The organism is Mesorhizobium sp. P2_H9, from assembly GCF_056403215.1.
This window is the reverse complement of record NZ_JBFUFX010000017.1, coordinates 72,173-88,907: the sequence shown is the minus strand read 5'-3', so window position 1 is coordinate 88,907 and position 16,735 is coordinate 72,173. Positions and strand designations below refer to the sequence as shown.

General features: G+C 62.8%; 16 protein-coding genes and 1 tRNA gene. 9 read left to right on the top strand and 8 right to left on the bottom strand.

Annotation, left to right across the window (positions count from 1 at the left end; genetic code table 11):
- Window positions 1-24 precede the first annotated feature (24 nt).
- Window positions 25-612, top strand: a complete 588-nt coding sequence (locus tag AC1DXN_RS27120; RefSeq protein WP_477277344.1) for an NUDIX domain-containing protein — start codon at window positions 25-27, stop codon at window positions 610-612.
- A 726-nt stretch (window positions 613-1,338) separates the two neighbouring features.
- Here AC1DXN_RS27120 and AC1DXN_RS27115 read toward each other — a convergent pair.
- The gene (locus AC1DXN_RS27115) at window positions 1,339-2,844 is read right to left on the bottom strand and encodes an HAL/PAL/TAL family ammonia-lyase (protein WP_477277346.1); all 1,506 of its coding nucleotides are present in this window, start codon (window positions 2,842-2,844) and stop codon (window positions 1,339-1,341) included.
- A gap of 254 nt (window positions 2,845-3,098) precedes the next feature.
- On the opposite strand from AC1DXN_RS27115, the gene AC1DXN_RS27110 reads away from it, so the two are divergent.
- Window positions 3,099-3,183, top strand: a tRNA-Leu gene (locus AC1DXN_RS27110).
- A gap of 498 nt (window positions 3,184-3,681) precedes the next feature.
- On the opposite strand, the gene AC1DXN_RS27105 is transcribed toward AC1DXN_RS27110, so the two are convergent.
- Window positions 3,682-3,960 (bottom strand): hypothetical protein, encoded by a 279-nt coding sequence (locus AC1DXN_RS27105; protein ID WP_477277347.1) that lies wholly within the window; start codon window positions 3,958-3,960, stop codon window positions 3,682-3,684.
- A gap of 387 nt (window positions 3,961-4,347) precedes the next feature.
- A complete protein-coding gene (locus tag AC1DXN_RS27100) occupies window positions 4,348-5,013 on the bottom strand; it encodes an outer membrane protein (RefSeq protein ID WP_477277349.1) in 666 nt (221 codons plus the stop codon).
- A gap of 191 nt (window positions 5,014-5,204) precedes the next feature.
- Here AC1DXN_RS27100 and AC1DXN_RS27095 point away from each other — a divergent pair, with 191 nt between their 5' ends.
- Window positions 5,205-5,582 carry a SecDF P1 head subdomain-containing protein gene (locus tag AC1DXN_RS27095; RefSeq protein WP_477277351.1) on the top strand — a complete coding sequence of 126 codons (378 nt, stop codon included), beginning with the start codon at window positions 5,205-5,207 and terminating at the stop codon, window positions 5,580-5,582.
- 82 nt (window positions 5,583-5,664) lie between these two features.
- Entirely contained in the window at window positions 5,665-7,476 is a 1,812-nt protein-coding gene (gene ade, locus AC1DXN_RS27090) for an adenine deaminase (RefSeq protein ID WP_477249066.1), read from the top strand.
- A gap of 27 nt (window positions 7,477-7,503) precedes the next feature.
- On the opposite strand, the gene AC1DXN_RS27085 is transcribed toward ade, so the two are convergent.
- The 3 genes from AC1DXN_RS27085 to AC1DXN_RS27075 form a co-directional block, all read right to left on the bottom strand.
- The gene (locus tag AC1DXN_RS27085; RefSeq protein WP_477277353.1) at window positions 7,504-8,664 is read right to left on the bottom strand and encodes an alpha/beta hydrolase; all 1,161 of its coding nucleotides are present in this window, start codon (window positions 8,662-8,664) and stop codon (window positions 7,504-7,506) included.
- Window positions 8,665-8,792: 128 nt separating this feature from the next.
- Window positions 8,793-9,860 (bottom strand): alpha/beta hydrolase, encoded by a 1,068-nt coding sequence (locus tag AC1DXN_RS27080; RefSeq protein WP_477249107.1) that lies wholly within the window; start codon window positions 9,858-9,860, stop codon window positions 8,793-8,795.
- Between the two features lie 136 nt (window positions 9,861-9,996).
- Window positions 9,997-11,400: an aminopeptidase P family N-terminal domain-containing protein gene (locus AC1DXN_RS27075; protein WP_477277355.1), complete on the bottom strand. Its 1,404-nt coding sequence runs from the start codon at window positions 11,398-11,400 to the stop codon at window positions 9,997-9,999.
- Between the two features lie 142 nt (window positions 11,401-11,542).
- Between AC1DXN_RS27075 and ilvA the strand changes: the two genes are divergently transcribed.
- Together ilvA and AC1DXN_RS27065 are read left to right on the top strand one after the other, a co-directional pair.
- Window positions 11,543-12,799 carry a threonine ammonia-lyase IlvA gene (ilvA, locus tag AC1DXN_RS27070; protein ID WP_477277357.1) on the top strand — a complete coding sequence of 419 codons (1,257 nt, stop codon included), beginning with the start codon at window positions 11,543-11,545 and terminating at the stop codon, window positions 12,797-12,799.
- Entirely contained in the window at window positions 12,796-13,353 is a 558-nt protein-coding gene (locus AC1DXN_RS27065) for a DUF1697 domain-containing protein (protein ID WP_477249052.1), read from the top strand. The genes ilvA and AC1DXN_RS27065 overlap by 4 nt, the downstream gene beginning before the upstream one ends.
- 7 nt (window positions 13,354-13,360) lie before the next feature.
- On the opposite strand, the gene AC1DXN_RS27060 is transcribed toward AC1DXN_RS27065, so the two are convergent.
- Both AC1DXN_RS27060 and AC1DXN_RS27055 read right to left on the bottom strand, forming a co-directional pair.
- Window positions 13,361-13,657, bottom strand: coding sequence for a DUF2218 domain-containing protein (locus AC1DXN_RS27060; protein WP_477277359.1), 297 nt, complete (start codon window positions 13,655-13,657; stop codon window positions 13,361-13,363).
- 130 nt (window positions 13,658-13,787) lie between these two features.
- Window positions 13,788-14,228 carry a VOC family protein gene (locus AC1DXN_RS27055; protein WP_352439918.1) on the bottom strand — a complete coding sequence of 147 codons (441 nt, stop codon included), beginning with the start codon at window positions 14,226-14,228 and terminating at the stop codon, window positions 13,788-13,790.
- A gap of 308 nt (window positions 14,229-14,536) precedes the next feature.
- Between AC1DXN_RS27055 and AC1DXN_RS27050 the strand changes: the two genes are divergently transcribed.
- The 3 genes from AC1DXN_RS27050 to AC1DXN_RS27040 are packed head-to-tail and all read left to right on the top strand — an operon-like array spanning window position 14,537 to window position 16,502.
- Window positions 14,537-15,133: a cold-shock protein gene (locus tag AC1DXN_RS27050; protein ID WP_477249047.1), complete on the top strand. Its 597-nt coding sequence runs from the start codon at window positions 14,537-14,539 to the stop codon at window positions 15,131-15,133.
- Window positions 15,134-15,158: 25 nt separating this feature from the next.
- Entirely contained in the window at window positions 15,159-15,719 is a 561-nt protein-coding gene (locus AC1DXN_RS27045; RefSeq protein ID WP_477277361.1) for a DUF192 domain-containing protein, read from the top strand.
- A gap of 15 nt (window positions 15,720-15,734) precedes the next feature.
- Complete coding sequence (locus AC1DXN_RS27040) at window positions 15,735-16,502, top strand: alpha/beta fold hydrolase (protein WP_477277363.1); 768 nt, start codon at window positions 15,735-15,737, stop codon at window positions 16,500-16,502.
- Window positions 16,503-16,735 lie beyond the last annotated feature (233 nt).

Below are 16,735 nucleotides of genomic sequence, written 5' to 3'. Positions count from 1 at the left end.
GCCGCCCATGCCGAGGAGTTCACCATGGAAGATCGCATTCGCATCCGTTCGGAGGAAGTCCTTTCCGATGACTGGGCGGTTCTGAAAAAGACCGTCCTCGACTATCGCCGGCGTGACGGGCAGTGGGAGACGCAAATCCGCCAGACATACGATCGCGGCGACGGCGCGGTGATCCTGCCTTACGATCCGGCGCGCTCGACGGTGCTTTTGGTGCGGCAGTTCCGCTACCCCGCTTACGTCACCGGCCATCGCGAACCGCTGATCGAGGCCTGCGCCGGCCTGCTCGACGAAAACGACCCGGAGACCGCCATCCGCAAGGAGGCGGAGGAAGAACTCGGCTACCGTCTGAAGAGCGTCGAACGGCTGTTTGCTCCCTATATGAGCCCAGGCAGCGTGACCGAGCGGCTTTGGTTCTTCATCGCCCGCTACACGCCTGCCGACCGCATTTCGGCCGGTGGCGGCGCGGCCGACGAGGGCGAGGACATCGAGGTTCTGGAAATGTCGCTCGACGACGCGCTGGCCGGCATCTCAGACGGCCGCATCATCGACGCCAAGACGATCATCTTGATCCAGCATTTGAAGCTGAACCCGATTCCTGCGCCGGAGGACTGATTGCTGCAAAGACTTGCGAGACAGGGCGCCAATGCACCTGCTCCCCGCTTGAGAGCATGCGGCGAGCCGCCGCAGCACCAACGTAAAAAGGGAACGAACCGCTCCGCCATGTGTTAGCAACCCATGATGAACAGATTGGACCCCCACGGTCGCGGGATGGCGGCCGATATTCTGGCGCTGGAACTCGCTAGAGCAAGACAGCGCATTAGCCGGGCCAAACTCGCCCTCGAAAGCGCGGAAGAAATGCTGGACGAGAATTGTGGTGTAGCCGTCAACCTCGCGCTCTGCAGCACGATAAGGTCCGCGCAACGGCGCGTCCTAGAGGCCAGAAAGCGCCTCACGAAGATTGATCCCGCCAGCATGAATTGACCCGGAGCCAGCGATGCTCCCGACGTTCAATCTTAAGATCCAGCGCAACGGCGACATGCATCGCGCTGCAAGGCTTGCGATGCTGAGGCACCAAGTGGTCCACCACATTGAGCGCACTGACGCCTCAGCGGAGAAGGTCGAACAAGCGCTGGCCAGGTTCGCTGAGGCAAACGCGCTCGGTGACCGTCTCGCGCCATGGCGTCGGCACTGACGAACTCGCCGGGGCCGGTTAGGTCGAAAACCTACGTCAAAGCTGAATGCGGCCGGTTCGTCGACGCCAAGACGATTATTCTGATCCAGCACTTGGAGCTATGCCCGATGAAGGCCGAACCGCTCGAAGCTCGGCGGGCAGGTGCCTCACTCGGTAGGCTGCGGACAGATTGGCACGTCCACTTCGCGGATGAAGTTGCGCAATTCTTCCATATCCCCCGACAAAGGCCGATCGTCGGAATAGTGAGCGATATTTTCCCGGACCAGTCGGTAGATGGCGTCGGTACCAGGTGCACGTGCACCGCGTTCAGCCAAAAAATCATGGGCCTGCGCGGCCGCCATGAGTTCGATTGCCAAAATGTATTCAGCGTTGTCGATAACCGCCAGCAGCTTGTTGGCCGCGACGGTTGGGTGGGCCAGAAAGTCCTCTTGCAGGCCGGATGTGACGCCCCCGTCGGTCGCCGCCGGGGCGGCCAGGCGCCGATTGACGTTGCTCAGCGACGTGGCGGTGTATTGGGCAATCATGAAGCCGGAATTGCTGCCGTCCTCATCGGCAAGGAAGGGCGGCAGATTGTTGACAAGTGGATTGACGAGACGGTCGATCCGCCGCTCGCTCATTCCAGCCACCTGCGCCAGGGCAATCGTCAAGCCGTCTGCGGCCTGCCCGAGCGCGGGCGCCACCGCATGCGCCTCCGAAACAACCTGGGGATCGTCCAACGATCCGAATACAGCGGGATTGTCGGTGACGGCAGCCAATTCACGGTCAACCAGCTCGGCGGATCGATCCAACACCTCCCGGGCGGCGCCATGAACATGCGGTACCGCTCGAAGGCTGAGGGCGTCCTGCGTGCGACTGCCGTGGGCAAGCGCGATAAGCTCGCTGCCGCGAAGCCAGGCACGCACCGATCTGCCCACGTCCTGGATGCCGGGTGAGGGCCTCATCGCCAGGATGGCTTCGCCAAAGGCCGGCATTTGTGCGCCGGCGGCTTCAAGCGTCAAAGCTGCCGCGGCGTCAGCCCAACCCAGCAAACGCTCCGCGCGTTGCACGGCGATGCTTGTCAGGCCGGTCGCGCATGCCGTGCCATTGACGAGACTGAGGCCCTCTTTCGCTCCAAGCTCCAAGGGCTCCAGTCCCATTTCAGCGAGGGCCTCGAGCCCGCTCATGGAGCGGCCCGCCACGGTTGCACTGCCTTCGCCGATCAACACCAGCGCTACATGCGCGTTGTGCGTCAGATAGCCGGCCGATCCCCTGGATGGCACGTCGGGAATGCAGTCGCGCTCGATAAAGGTGAGCAGATTGCGAACGATCTGAGGGCTTACGCCCGAATGGCCATGCGCGAAATTTGCCACTTGGGCGGCAATGATGGCGCGCACGCCGCGTCTTGGCACCAGGTCCCCGACGCCGCAAGCGTGACTGCGAATGATGTTGCGCGACAGTTTCTTTTGCAGGGCAGGCGCCACGACCTTGCTTGCCAACGCGCCGACCCCGGTATTGATGCCATAGGCGCGGATGCCTTTCTCGACGATGGAAGCAACGATCTGGTTTGCAAAAGCGATCCTCTCCCACGCTGCCGGACTGAGTGCCAGGGATTCGCCTTCGCTCACTTGCGCGATGTCGCGCCAGCTGGCGTTTTTGTCTATCGTTATTGTCATTGGTCGTTCCGAAATGGCGGACGCGCAAGCGCTGTTGGCTCGCGCGAAGGCGGGGTGAGAACCTTGCTTTTGGCTCCGCACCGTACAGCTTCGCCGCTATGCATAGTGGCGACGGAATTGCCGGCTGATGCGACTGGAGCGACCTCGCGGGGGATAAACCGGGTCAAGGACGGCAAAGTTGTCGAACGCCGGGAGGCCGCCGCCGCCAGAGCAGGCTTGCAATCCTGTCTGGCTCTATTACCAGTGGCGGCCACGCGGACGTGGCGGAATTGGTAGACGCAAGGGACTTAAAATCCCTCAGCTACGGCTATCCGGGTTCGATTCCCGGCGTCCGCACCATGCTGAATTTGAGAGATAACCGCCTGCCGCATCGCTCTTGTGGCTAGCCTCTCGCATCACGAGCATGAAAATGCTTGATGGCGCGTCAGGCTTGGCCGGCGCCTTTCCTCCGACAGTTACGCCAAGAGTTGTAAGGGCAATGGGCAGTTTATTGCTCTCCTAGGCCTATTGGAGATGCTGACTGGCCGTCAGTCCAGGCGCATGTAGGTTCAGCCGGTGTGCTAACCGCCGGTGAGGTCCGGCGGCCTGAGGCGGTCCCTCCCCAAAGGCTGCCGGACCCAACAGCTCATCGTTTAGGACCATCGGTCCGGCGCTGCCGCCGCCCCAGTCCCGTTGCTTCAGATGAACGACGCACACTTGCCGGGGATGTGCTTAACCGTCGAAGCAAGGCCTCGTGCGTCGTCCGGGGCGCAGGGAAGTGATCGCAGCCAGGCGATAAACAGCGGTTGGATTTAGCCTGCTGGCTATTGCCGGGTACTGGGGCAGGCTCGATTCGACTTAAGTCAGCCCTTTTTTGCGACCGTCTCTATGCAGCGGTCGATTCGGAACGACAGCTTGTTTGGTTGTGTCCGCAGTGGTCTCTTCCACCGCCTGCTTGGTGTCTCGCCGCCCATAGACAAGCCTGAACACGAGCAAGAAGTACCCGACCTGCAACAAAACCGCGGCGATGATGCCCCACGCGACAGCCTTCCAGATTGATCCTGTGGCCGCATAGGCCCAAGCTCCGACGACGCCCGTCGTCGTCAGCATTCCCACTAGAAACTGCGGAAAATACATTGCCCCAATCCGCTTCCCGTTCCCCAACGGGCCCCAAGCTAAAGCTTTCATTATTTTAGCGATTGCGCAAGTATCAAAGCTGCCCAGCCATTAGCGGGGGAAAACGTCCGAACAGGGTTTTGTTGCATGGTTGCTAATATTACGTTCGGTTTTAGCCGGCTTGCCCCCCAACGAGAGCCCCAAGCCGGTCAGGCCCGACGGTCAGTCGAACCCACCCCAACAGACTGTCGGGCCGCAGCCAGGGTTGTCCGATGCGTCCGCGTAAGATGTCGACGATGCTTTTCCCTGATCGTACGGGTTCGATTGCCGCCGACCGCACCAGTGATCGCACGGCCTTTTTCGCGTATTAGAACAAAAGCCTGTGGCGATGGCTGAACCCTGCGGCGCTCAGAACTTGTAGCTCAGGTTGATGCCGACCGTGTTCAGCTTCACGTTCTGATCGCGATCGTTGAAGGGGGCCGCAACGTCATAGTGCTCGGAGCCGAAATCGTAGTAGCGATATTGCGCGCCGACGATGAACTTGTCGGTCAGCGCGTAGTCGACGCCGGCACCCACGGTCCAGCCGAGATTCGTGCGTGTGCTGGCGAATGCCGCGCCCGCGACTTGCGACGTTTCGATGCCGGCGAAAGCGATGCCGCCAATGCCGTAGACCAGCAGGCGGTTCATGGCGAAGCCGGCCTTGGCGTTGACCGACCCGAACCACTTGATGTCGGTGCCAAAGGTGCTGCCCAGGCCCGATACCGCCGTGCCGTCGATCGTGGAATAGTTGAGGTCGGCCACGGCGCCGAGCACCGCCTGATCGAACTGCCAGAGGCCGGCGACATGGCCGCCGACGAAACCGCCGTCAATGCTGGGCGCGATGGAAAACGGCGCGCCTTCCGTCACCGATATGTCGGATTGGCCCCAGCCATAGCCGGCCTGCAGGCCGGCGTAGTAGCCGGTCCAGTCGAAGCCGGGTGCTGTCATCGGCAGGTCGGTCATTGGATCGGCGGCGAAAGCCGGCGCGGCCAAAGCGGTTAGAAAACCGGCACTTGCGAGCGTCAGGCGATGCATCGAGTTTCCCGAACGTCGGTTCCAGAATGACACTTCTGGTTGAAGGTAACCCGATTTGCCGCAAAACGGAATCCTATTTCGACCGGGGCCGATATCTTGGGTTGCCATGGTTTACGCCCTGCCGCGGCAATGGCGGCATTGTCGCGGGAGCGCCGCCGTGCAAGATCGGCGGCTTGCAAGGTAAAAACCGGATGCCCGCCCTGTTTCGCCTGATCGCCGGCCTCGCCATCGTGCTGCTTGCCTGCGGGCTGGCGATGGCCAAGCCGCTGACGCTTGCCATCGCCAAGGCGAATGTCGTGCGCGACCCGGCGCCGGGGCAGGTGGCGCTCAACCTCAAGCTGACGCCGGACAGCAAACGGGCATTTGCTGCCTTCACCAGGGCGAATGTCGGAAACATCATCGATCTCAGCATCGACGGCGCCGTGGTGATGTCGCCGCGGCTGGTCGAGCCGATCCTTGGCGGTGAGATCATGGTCAGCGGCACATTCGCCAAGGGTGAACTCAGGCGCCTGGCCGAACGGATCTCGTCCGGAGACGCAAAGGTCACGGTCGACGTGAAGGCGAAGTAGCCTTCGCAGGCGGATTGGCGTCACGCAATCGCTGGTCAAAACCGCGTCGGCTTGGCACAGTTGCGCAAACAGGAGTCTCTTCATGGCCAAGACCGCGCAGGTGACGAAACCCAAACCGTGGACCGAGATGGCGACGCATCTGGTCGATGTCGCGATGGGCCGCAAGCCTGCCGATCTGGTCATCCGCAACGGGCGCTGGGTCAACGTCCATTCGGGCGAGATCATCGCCGGCACCGACATTGCCATTGCCGGCGGCCGCTTTGCCTATTGCGGGCCGAATGCCGGTCACGCCATCGGCCAGGGCACCAAGGTGGTCGATGCCGGCGGCCGCTATCTGGTGCCGGGCCTGTGCGATGCGCACATGCATGTCGAGAGCGGCATGGTGACGGTGACCGAGTTCTGCCGCGCGGTGATCCCGCACGGCACCACCTCGATGTTCATCGACCCGCACGAGATCGCCAATGTGCTGGGACTGCCTGGCGTGCGGCTGATGCATGACGAAGCCGTCGCCATGCCGGTCAACGTGCATGTGCAGATGCCGTCCTGCGTGCCCTCGGCGCCGGGGCTGGAGCATGCCGGCGCCGAACTGACTGTTGCCGATGTCGCTGAAGCTATGACCTGGGAAAACATCATCGGCCTTGGCGAGGTGATGAATTTCCCCGGCGTCGTCGCCAACGATCCGGTCATGTCGGGCGAGATCGCCGCGACGGTGAGAGCCGGCAAGACGGTCGGCGGGCACTATGCCTCGCGCGATCTCGGCCTGCCGTTCCACGGCTATGTCGCCGGCGGGCCGGAAGACGACCATGAGGGCACACGAGCCGAAGACGCGATTGCCCGCGTGCGCCAGGGCATGAAGGCGATGCTGCGGCTGGGCTCGGCCTGGTACGATGTGGCCTCGCAGATCAAGGCGGTGACCGAGAGCGGGCTCGACCCGCGCAACTTCATCCTGTGCACCGACGACAGCCATTCCGGCACGCTGGTCCATGAAGGCCATATGGACCGGGTGGTGCGGCACGCCATTCAACAGGGGCTGAAACCGGTGACAGCGATCCAGATGGCGACGCTCAACACCGCCCAGCATTTCAAGCTGGAGCGCGAGATCGGTTCGATCGCGCCGGGCCGGCTCGCCGATCTGCTGATCGTTTCCGATCTGGCCGAGATGACCATCGACGAAGTCTATGCGCGCGGCGTCAGGCTGGCCAAGGGCGGCAAGCTCGACATCGACATTCCGGCTTACAACTATCCGAAGACAGCCAAGAACACCGTCAAGCTCGGCAAGAAGCTCAAGTCCGGCGATTTCGATATCGCGGCGCCCAAGGGCGCCAATGAGGTGCGGGTGCGGGTCATCGGCGTGATCGAGAACCAGGCGCCGACGCGCGCGCTGGAGGCCGATCTTGCGGTGGAAGACGGGCTGGTCGCCATGGATCGCCGCAACGACGTCTGCCAGATCGCGCTGGTCGAGCGCCACAAAGGCACGGGCGGCGTCACCAACGCCTTCGTTTCCGGCTTCGGCTATATGGGCGACTGCGCCATGGCGTCGAGTGTGGCGCATGACAGCCACCACATCATCGTCGTCGGCACCAACAAGCAGGACATGGCATTGGCCGTGAACCGGCTGGGCGAGGTCGGCGGCGGCGTGGTGCTGTTTTCCAAGGGCAAGGAACTGGCGCTGGTCGAAATGCCGATCGCCGGGCTGATGTCGGACGAGCGGGCGGAAATCGTCGCGGCCAAGGCGGAGAAACTCACCGAGGCGATGCGCAAGATGGGCTGTTCGCTCAACAACGCCTACATGCAGCACTCGCTGCTGGCGCTGGTCGTCATCCCGGAGCTGAGGATTTCCGATGTCGGCCTGATCGACGTGACGACTTTCCAGAAGGTCGACCTGTTCGTTTGACGTCCGGTTTGTCTGAGGTCTCTTTGGCTATCCGCCGGTGGCGATGGTCAGCACCTTGAACGGCGTGGTGATGACGATCTCGGCGACGGAGCCGACGGCCTTGCCGAGGCCCTGGCCTAGATTGTTGATCGGCTGCCCCGCATCGGCTTCGTCCGATGCCAGGCCAGCCGGCGTGCGCAGCCGGTCGCCGAGCAATTGCACGAGAATCGGGTTGTCGGCGAACTTGGCGTGGTTCAGCCGGTCGCCGCCCTTGGTCTGGCTGAGGTCGACCACCGATACACCGTAGCTGGCGAGGTCGGCCGCATTGCCGTAGTCGCCGACGCGCGGCTTGTCGCCTGAGATCAGGGAAGAGAGCTTGAGAGCCCGATCGTCGGCGGAAAGCAGGACAGCGAACGGCTTATTGGGCTTGCCGTAGCGGATCATCTGCTTCTTGAACACGTCGACGTCGATATCCGGCGACGCCAGGATGACATAGCCGAGCTTGCCGCCAAGATCGCGGTCGCCGGTGATGGCGAGCTGGCGCAGTGCTTCCATCGTCACCCAGGTTCCCATCGAATGGGCGATGATGTCGATGCTCTTGACCCGGGTCTTGGCGAGCATCCTGAGCGTCGCTTCGAGGTCGTCGCGCGCGGCGTTGGCGCTTTCCTTGTCGTAGATATAACCGCTGGCCTTGCCGCTTGACGCCCAGGAGAACAGCACCGGCGTACCGGGATATTTGGTGTCGTGCGCGATCTGCGTCAGCCGGTAGATGCCGTCGTCGAAACCGTTGTTGAAGCCATGCACGAAAACCAGCGCGCGGTCGCCACGCATGGCGATGTCGGCGCCGACCGCATTGGCGAATTGCGGGGCGTCTTCGTAGTGGGTGACGCCGGTCGCGGTGAAGTCCTTGGCCGGATTGCTGTTGGCGGACCCCTTGGCCCGCTCGATGGCGCCGACCTGATGGACCTTGGGGACGGTCACGTCGACGCGGGCGTAGCTGGTGGTCAGCGAGCGATCGCCGTCGAACACCTGGCGCGGGTCTTTGGTCGCCTGCTGGCGGGTGGTGGCGACGAAGATCTCATGCGTCGCCGCAATGTCCGAGGCGGGTGCGGTGATCGTCGTCTTGTTGAGAAGGTCGTGCGTGTTCTGGTTGGCGCAGCCGGTGACGGCGAGCGCGAAGGCAAGGACGAGGACAGTCTTCGAACGCACGGTTACGCGAGCTCCCGCTGGCGCATGACGCCTTTTCTATGTCGATAGAGCGAGAGGCCGGCCCGGTCCAGTTCAAACTGATCAGATGGCGCGGCAATCGTGAACAGGCGCGGCCGCTGCGGCCGCACCTATTGGCCGAGCTGGACGATACGCTCTGTCACCGTCTGGTCGCTGGCAAAACCGTCATCCTCGCGCAGCCGCTGGCCAATCATCTTCACCAGTTCGGGATTGTCGGCGAACTTGGTGTGATTGAAGCTGTCGGTTCCCTTGACCTTGGAGAGGTCGACGACCGTGACGCCATAGGCGGCGAGGTCGGCGGCGTCCTTGTAGTCGCCGACGCGCGGCCGCGAGCCGGCGATCAGGCCGGAGAGCCTGAGCGCCCGATCGTCGTCGGAGAGCAGCAGGATGAATGGTTTATCCGGCTTGCCGTAGCGCCGCATCTGGCTCTTGAACACGTCGACATCGATGTCGGGCGATGCCAGCACCACGTCACCGAGCTTGCCGCCGAGATCGCGGTCGCCCGTGATGGCGAGCTGGCGCAGCGTTTCCATGGTGACCCAGGTCCCAAGCGAATGGGCGACGATGTCGATGCGCCGCGCGCCCGACTGCTGCAGCATGCGCAGCGTCACTTCCAGCTGATCGCGGGCGACGCTGGCGCTTTCCTTGTCATAGACATAGTCGGTGGTCCGGGCGCCCGATGCCCAGGAAAACAGCACCGGCGTGCCGGGGTAGCCGGAATCGTGGACGATCTGGGTGACGCGATAGACGGCGTCATCGAAGCCGGTGTTGTAACCGTGGACAAAAACCATGACGCGGCCGCCGCGCGCCGCGATGTCGGCGCTGAGCGCGCTGGAGAATTTCGGCTGGGCGTCGTAGCCGACGACCTCGGAAGCCATGAAGTATTTCGCCGGGTCGTCCGACTTGCCGCGGGAACGCCGCTCGATCTGGCCGGTCTGGTGGATGCCCGGAACGGTGACGGTGACGCGAGCATAATTGAGCGTCGCCGAGCGCTCGCCGTCGAAAACCTTGTTGGGATCGTCGGAGTGCTTGCGCGTCGTGGCGATGAAGATCGAGTGATTGCCGGCGATTTCCGTCACCGGCGCGGACACCATGGTGCTGCCGAGGAGTTCCTGGGTCTGATTGCTGGCACAGCCGGCAACGAGCAAGGCAAGGACAACGGTAAGGATCTTCTTCATAGGCACTTAGACATTCCAATCGAAAGATGAATTCATTTAGAATTCACTTTGAGGCCAAAAGGCCCATCCACCCCCCGCGACACCTCCCGGACAGGTAGAGTGCGGCGGAAGTAAGTCGTGTCCACCCGAAATGGGGTCAGCGTCTGGCGACAGCCATCGCACTGTGGCGCGAAAGCCAAAATGGCGGCAGGAACGCCGGTATGTTCGAGAAGGGCAGCACCTCTGGCTTGAGCCGGATGCCGAGCACGTCGCTCATAAAGGCGCGACGCGCCTCGATGCGGCGCCAGGCCTCGGGATAGCGCGCGGCGATCTCTTCGCGCAACGCCTGGTCGGCGAGGGCGATGCCGTCTTCGATGTTGGTGGTGAAATAGTCCGTGCCGGTCGCCGGAATGATGTCGACCTGCAGCGCCATGCCCGATTTCAGGGGGATGTCGGAGCCAGCAAAAATCGGCGAATGCATCCATTCGTCGATATGGACGAGATGGCCGGGGTTGAGCGAAACGCCGAAGAACGGATCGCCGATGCGGTCGTGCACCGCTTGCCACAGCGCGCCGCCGGCAACGCCGATGCCGACAGTTTCATACCAGTCGACAACGGCACTGAAATACGGCGCGACCAGTTTTTCGACATAGTCACGTATGCCTTGCGGAAGGTCGGCAGCGCTCTCGGCCAGAAAACCGGCGCGGGCGTTGAGCGAGCCCTGGAGGCCATAGGCCATGGTGATCGGGTCGCCGCGCCTGATGATGTCGAGGCGAGGGCTGGGCAAGCCATAGGCGGCGCGCTCGCCTGCCGACAGCATCGGATGGCAGCATTGCGGCAGGCCGTTCATGCCCATCAGCTTCGCGGCCTGCAATTCGGTCATGCCGGGTTCGATGCCGCCAAGCACGTTGCGCAGGCCTTGCGAGGAAAAGGTCGCGGCGAATTCGAACGCAGCCAGTTGGTCGGCCTCGTTGATGGCGCGCAGGCCGTCGGCGGGGTTCATCAGCAGGTTGGCCGCGTTCAGGACCGCGCCCTTGTCGCCTGCTAGCGTGCGCAGCGTGTCGGCGATGAAGGAAGGCAGGTCGAGCGCCGTTTCGCCAAAGCCGGCATCGCCGGGGCCAAACGGCTTCCAGCCGATGGCGCCGATACGCTGGCCGGCTTTCAGACCGCAAGTGGCAAGGATGTCGGGGAGTGCCGCCGAGCGGTCGCGTGGCTGCGCCGGCAGCGAAAAAGTCTGGTAGAGGATGCGCTCGTAAGGGCCGTCGCAGATCTCGGCATAGCTCCAGCCCTCATTGCCGACCAGAAGTTTCGGCTGCTTGCCCGGAATGATGACCAGCAGCGTCTCCTCGAAACGGGGATCGTAGCCGCAGAGATAGGCGACATTGGCTGCGTGCTCGCGGTCGCCATAGATGGCGAAGGCCTCGAAACCCAAAGCGGTGCCGCGTGCTACCAGCGCGTCGATGCGCGCCTGGTAGGTGGTGCGCGCAACCAGAGGCATCAGCGTCGGCTCGCCAAATTCCGGCAACGACATGGTTTTCAGGGCAACCGATGCGACAGGCATGAACAAACGCCTTCAAGTGCTTGCAAGGTTTCTGGGAATGCCCCGCGGCAGGGGCGGGTAGTCCGCGGGACAATGGCTTTGCGGGGCCGGATATGCAATAGGCGGGGATCAAACTCGCGCACAGGCGATCCGGGATCTTGCCATGAACAGTTTCTCTTCTCGTGTCGCTGCCGCCACTGCTGCAATCCGGCAGATCTTTCCCGAAACACCGCTGCAGGAAAACGACTATCTGTCGAAGAAGACCGGCGCGCGGGTGCTGTTGAAGCGCGAGGACCTGACGCCGGTGCGCTCCTACAAGATCCGCGGCGCCTTCACCTTCTTTCGCAAGGCGCTTGCCGCCGGCAACGACGCCGAGCTGTTCGTCTGCGCCTCGGCCGGTAATCATGCCCAGGGTTTTGCCTTCGTTTGCCGGCATTTCGGCAAAAAGGGCGTGGTGTTCATGCCGGTGACGACGCCGCAGCAGAAGATCGACAAGACGCGGCTGTTCGGCGGTGAATTCATCGAGGTCAGGCTGGTCGGCGACTTTTTCGACGACTGCTACCGCGCCGCCTTCGAATTCACCGAAACGACGGGCGCGCATATGGTGCCGCCTTTCGATCACAAGGACATCATCGAGGGGCAGGCGACCGTCGCCTTTGAAATCGCCGACCAGATGCCGGGCGCGCGCATGCCAGACATCATCATGCTGCCGGTCGGCGGCGGCGGTCTGGCCGCCGGTGTGACCCATTATTTCGCCGACCAGGGCCGTGACGCGCGCTTCGTCTTCTGCGAACCGGCCGGCGCGCCGAGCCTGCGGGAGAGCCTGTCGGCGGGAAAGCGGATCAAGCTCGCCAAGGTCGACAATTTCGTCGATGGCGCGGCGGTGGCCGAGATCGGCCGCGAGCCGTTGCGGCACCTCAAGGAGTTTGCCGCGGACGCTGTGCGGCTGATCCCGGAAAACCGGCTCTGCGCGACGATGATCGAGATGTTGAATGTCGAAGGCGTGGTGCTCGAACCGGCCGGCGCGCTGACGATCGATGCGCTCAAGGATTTCTCGAAGAAGGAGATCAGGGGCAAGACCATCGTCGCCGTGGTTTCGGGCGGCAATTTCGATTTCGAGCGGCTGCCGGACGTCAAGGAAAGGGCGCTGCGCTTCGAGGGCTTGAAGAAGTACTTCATCATCCGCTTTCCGCAGCGGCCGGGCGCGCTGCGCGACTTCCTCGACATGCTGGGGCCTGACGACGACATTGCCCGCTTCGAATATCTGAAGAAATCGGCGCGCAATTTCGGTTCGGTGCTGATCGGCATCGAGACCAAGGACCGTCGCAATTTCGATCTGCTCAAGGCGAATTTCGAGGCCGAGGGCGTCCAGTATCAGGACATCACCGACAATGAGACCTTGGCCGGGTTCATCATATGAGCGGGAAGGGAAAAATCTTCGTCGCGCTGTTTTCCGGCATCAATGTCGGCGGCAACCGCATCGTCAAGATGGCGGAGCTGCGGGCGCTTTTCGAGAAACTCGGCTTTTCCGACGTCGCCACCTATGTGCAGAGCGGCAACGCCGTTTTCCGGTCATCGAAGGGCGATGCAGCCACTCTGACGAAGCAGATCGAAGCAGCCTTCGAGAAGCAATGGGGATTTCACTCGCGCATCATGGTGCGCGATCTCTCATGGTTCGAGCGGCTGGTGAGCGAAAACCCCTATCCCGAAGTGGCCGCGGAACACACCAAACTCCACGCCTACGTGCTGGAACGCGAGCCGACTGCCGACGAGATCGCACGGCTGGCGGAAAAGTGCATCGGTCCTGAACGCTTCGAGATCAAGGGCGATGTGCTGTACCTGCATGCACCGGACGGGCTCGGCAAATCCGTGTTCGCCGGGCTGATCCCGCGCACGCTGAAAGTGCCCGGCACCGCGCGCAACTGGCGTTCGGTGCTGGCGCTGCTGGGGCTGGCCGGCAAGGCCGGCGGCTGACCGCCGCTCAAGCCGCCTGGGTGCGTTTCCAGTCGAAGGTCAGTTCCTCGCGGAAGGCGAAGCGCTTGATGTGATCGGCAACGACACTTTCCAGGCGCTCCAGCGATCCGCCTTCATCCGTCGACACCGTGATGTGCAACGCACTTGCATCGGCATCCATGACGGTGCGTCCCAGCGACGTCAGGTCGATGGTGCCGTGGGTCGGGTTGAACTCGACGGGAAATTTGTGCGCCCAATGCTTGCACAACCGCTGCAGGTAGCGGCTGGCGTGCTCGGTGGCGACATCGACATGGCTGGACGGCATGGATGAACTCTCTCGTTCTGGGCGCTGGCTGTCGGCTTGGCGCGATGACCGCGTAGATAGGTGTCGTCACTCGAAACGCAAAGGCGGCCGGCTTGTCGCTCGGCCGCCTACGTTCAAAATGGCGTGATCGCTACCAGGTGCCGGTGTTGGGCATCGAGGCCCAGGGTTCGGCCTTGGGCTTGGCCGGTCCCTTCTGCAACAGCTCGAACGAGATGCCATCCGGCGACTTGACGAAGGCCATGTTGCCGTCGCGCGGCGGCCGGTTGATGACGACGCCATTGTCCATCAGGTGTTGGCAGGTAGCGTAGATGTCGTCGACCTCATAGGCGAGGTGGCCGAAATTGCGGCCGCCCTTGTAGTCCTCCGGATCCCAATTGTAGGTCAGTTCGATCAGCGGCGCCTTGTCGGCAATGCCGCTTTGCTCATCTTCGGAGGCGGCGAGGAAGATCAGCGTGAAGCGGCCCTGCTCGTTTTCGTAGCGGCGCACTTCCTTGAGACCAAGCTTGTTGCAGTAGAAATCGAGCGAAGCATCGACATCGGCGACACGGACCATGGTGTGGAGATAGCGCATGTGGTTTCCTCGGGATGTTGCGTCGCGGCGGAACATAGGGGCCACCCGGCCAAAGGGCAATCGCGGACCGAAAAGCGGCGGCCGGTTTCGGGAAAAATCCGGTGCTCAAGCAAAAGGCAGAACGCCAGCGTGGTCCGGTTTGGGAGGCCGCCGTTCTGGCCGCCAGTGGCGCCGGCAAACAACAAATCAGGTATTCCTGTATTGAACCGTGAAAAAAGGCACGGCAGGTCTTGCACAGACCGGAAGCCGCGGTGTTAATCTAATGTCAAGAATCAGTTGCGGTGTTCTTGAAAAAAGGGGGCATTCTTATGGGGGAAAAGGCCTCTTTCATGGGGCGGGACGAGAGCCTTGACGACGCCTTGAATCGAGACGCTAGCGGCGACGCTGCCGATCTCGTTGAAATCGCCGGCGCCATCAAATGGTTCGACGTGGCCAAGGGCTACGGTTTCATTCTTCCGGATGACGGCTCTTCGGGCGACATCCTCCTCCATGTGACATGTCTTCGAAAGGACGGCTTCCAGACTGCATTGGAAGGCGCGCGGGTCGTTTGTCTCGTCAAGCAGGGCGACCGCGGATTGCAGGCGTTCCGCGTGCTGTCGATGGATGTCACCACGGCGATTCATCCGGCCGAGATGCAGGAGCCGCGCACCCACATTTCGGTGACGCCGGAAAGCGGGCTCGAACGGGCGCTGGTCAAGTGGTTCAACCGCACCAAGGGGTTCGGCTTCCTGACCAGGGGCGAGGGCACCGAGGATATTTTCGTCCATATGGAGACGCTGCGCCGCTACGGCATCACCGAGCTCAGACCGGGTCAGGTCGTACTGGTTCGCTTCGGACGCGGCGACAAAGGCCTTATGGCTGCCGAAATTCACCCCGATATGGGAACCTTGCCGGTCTCGCATTAGGGCGATGCCCGGCAGAGGACTTTGAATGGCTAACAGGATCTGGCTGACTGCGGGTGCGATCTGCGCCGTGATTGCCGTTGCCGCCGCCACCGGCGCCTATTTCTATTCGCAGGAACCAAGTGCCGCCGACAGCCGGGCGATGATCCTGCCGGTCGATCCCAGCCCCTTGGTTGCGGTGACGAAAGGCGGCGAACGCTCCTTCTCCATCGAAGTCGCCGATACCGGCGCCGAGCGCGAGGCCGGTTTGATGTTCCGCGAGGACATGGCCGACGATCATGGCATGCTGTTCGTGTTCGAGACTGTCGGGCAAGTGAACTTCTGGATGAAGAACACGCCGATGCCGCTCGACCTGATCTTCGTCGGCCAGGACGGCAGGATCCGGGCGATCAAGAAAGGCGAACCGCAATCCGAGGCGATCGTCTCGTCCGGCCTGCCGGTACGCTTCGTGCTCGAACTCAAGGCGGGCACCGCCGCAAGGGACGGCATCGAGTACAACGACCTGCTGCGCCACCCGGCAATCGGCACTGCGTCCGGGCCTGGCAAGCCGCCGGCGGACAAGGGCGATGCGCCGAGCGTCGGCGGCTGAACGGGCTGGCCACTGATGCAGTTTTTCTCCCATGATGGTTTCGACCTTGCCTTCCTCGATCGTCAGCCGGCCTCGGGCCGGGGCGACCCGGTGCTGATGATCCACGGCTTTGCCTCGAGCCACTACGTCAACTGGGTGTCGCCCGGCTGGTTCAAGACGCTGAACGATGCCGGCTACCGCGCCATCGCCTTCGACAATCGCGGCCATGGCGCCTCGTCGAAAAGCTATGACGAGGCTGATTACACGCCGGCCAAAATGGCGTCGGACGGAGCGGCTCTGCTCAACCATCTCGGCATCGAGCGGGCTCATGTCATGGGCTATTCGATGGGCGCGCGCATTTCGGCGTTTCTGGCGCTGTCCGATCCGGACAAGGTGGCGACACTGGTCTTCGGTGGGCTCGGCATCGGCATGGTCGATGGCGTCGGCGACTGGGATCCGATTGCCGCAGCCCTTCTTGCCGACGATCCCGATGCCACCAGCCATCCGCGCGGCCGCTCGTTTCGCGCCTTCGCCGACCAGACACGCAGCGACCGCCTGGCGCTGGCCGCCTGTATCGCCAAGTCGCGGGAGTTGTTGAGCGAGGACGACATGGCGCGCATCGCCCAGCCGACGCTGATTGCTGTCGGCACCAGGGACGACATTGGCGGCTCGCCGGAAGAACTGGCGGCGCTGATGCCCAACGCCAGAGCCTTTCACATCGAGGGCCGCGACCACATGCTGGCTGTCGGGGACAAGGCCTTCAAGCAGCGGGTGCTTGAGTTTTATGCCGAAAATCCGCTCTGAACCGCTGCGCAGTTTTGGGTGACGGGGATTGGGCGACCGGCGAGGGGTGGGAAACAGTGGCACAATGGGGAAGACGTACGGAGGCTCTGCCGGGCGTCGTCGCGACAGGCAGGCTCGGCAAACGCTCCGTCATGCTGGCGCCTGCCTGTGGGCGAGTTCGAGCGCCTTCTCGCTAACCCGTCAACGCATACTGTTGCGCCGGGTTCAGGAAGTATGCCCAGCGCATGGAGACG

What these genes read in the sequence shown, in the direction of transcription:
- AC1DXN_RS27040 (WP_477277363.1), top strand. Translation starts at nt 15,735, where the DNA reads ATGCAGTTTTTCTCCCATGATGGTTTCGACCTTGCCTTCCTCGATCGT.
- AC1DXN_RS27065 (WP_477249052.1), top strand. Translation starts at nt 12,796, where the DNA reads ATGAGCGGGAAGGGAAAAATCTTCGTCGCGCTGTTTTCCGGCATCAAT.
- AC1DXN_RS27060 (WP_477277359.1), bottom strand. Translation starts at nt 13,657, where the DNA reads ATGCCGTCCAGCCATGTCGATGTCGCCACCGAGCACGCCAGCCGCTAC.
- AC1DXN_RS27080 (WP_477249107.1), bottom strand. Translation starts at nt 9,860, where the DNA reads ATGAAGAAGATCCTTACCGTTGTCCTTGCCTTGCTCGTTGCCGGCTGT.
- AC1DXN_RS27045 (WP_477277361.1), top strand. Translation starts at nt 15,159, where the DNA reads ATGGCTAACAGGATCTGGCTGACTGCGGGTGCGATCTGCGCCGTGATT.
- AC1DXN_RS27095 (WP_477277351.1), top strand. Translation starts at nt 5,205, where the DNA reads ATGCCCGCCCTGTTTCGCCTGATCGCCGGCCTCGCCATCGTGCTGCTT.
- AC1DXN_RS27075 (WP_477277355.1), bottom strand. Translation starts at nt 11,400, where the DNA reads ATGCCTGTCGCATCGGTTGCCCTGAAAACCATGTCGTTGCCGGAATTT.
- ilvA (WP_477277357.1), top strand. Translation starts at nt 11,543, where the DNA reads ATGAACAGTTTCTCTTCTCGTGTCGCTGCCGCCACTGCTGCAATCCGG.
- AC1DXN_RS27100 (WP_477277349.1), bottom strand. Translation starts at nt 5,013, where the DNA reads ATGCATCGCCTGACGCTCGCAAGTGCCGGTTTTCTAACCGCTTTGGCC.
- ade (WP_477249066.1), top strand. Translation starts at nt 5,665, where the DNA reads ATGGCCAAGACCGCGCAGGTGACGAAACCCAAACCGTGGACCGAGATG.
- AC1DXN_RS27120 (WP_477277344.1), top strand. Translation starts at nt 25, where the DNA reads ATGGAAGATCGCATTCGCATCCGTTCGGAGGAAGTCCTTTCCGATGAC.
- AC1DXN_RS27050 (WP_477249047.1), top strand. Translation starts at nt 14,537, where the DNA reads ATGGGGGAAAAGGCCTCTTTCATGGGGCGGGACGAGAGCCTTGACGAC.
- AC1DXN_RS27105 (WP_477277347.1), bottom strand. Translation starts at nt 3,960, where the DNA reads ATGTATTTTCCGCAGTTTCTAGTGGGAATGCTGACGACGACGGGCGTC.
- AC1DXN_RS27055 (WP_352439918.1), bottom strand. Translation starts at nt 14,228, where the DNA reads ATGCGCTATCTCCACACCATGGTCCGTGTCGCCGATGTCGATGCTTCG.
- AC1DXN_RS27115 (WP_477277346.1), bottom strand. Translation starts at nt 2,844, where the DNA reads ATGACAATAACGATAGACAAAAACGCCAGCTGGCGCGACATCGCGCAA.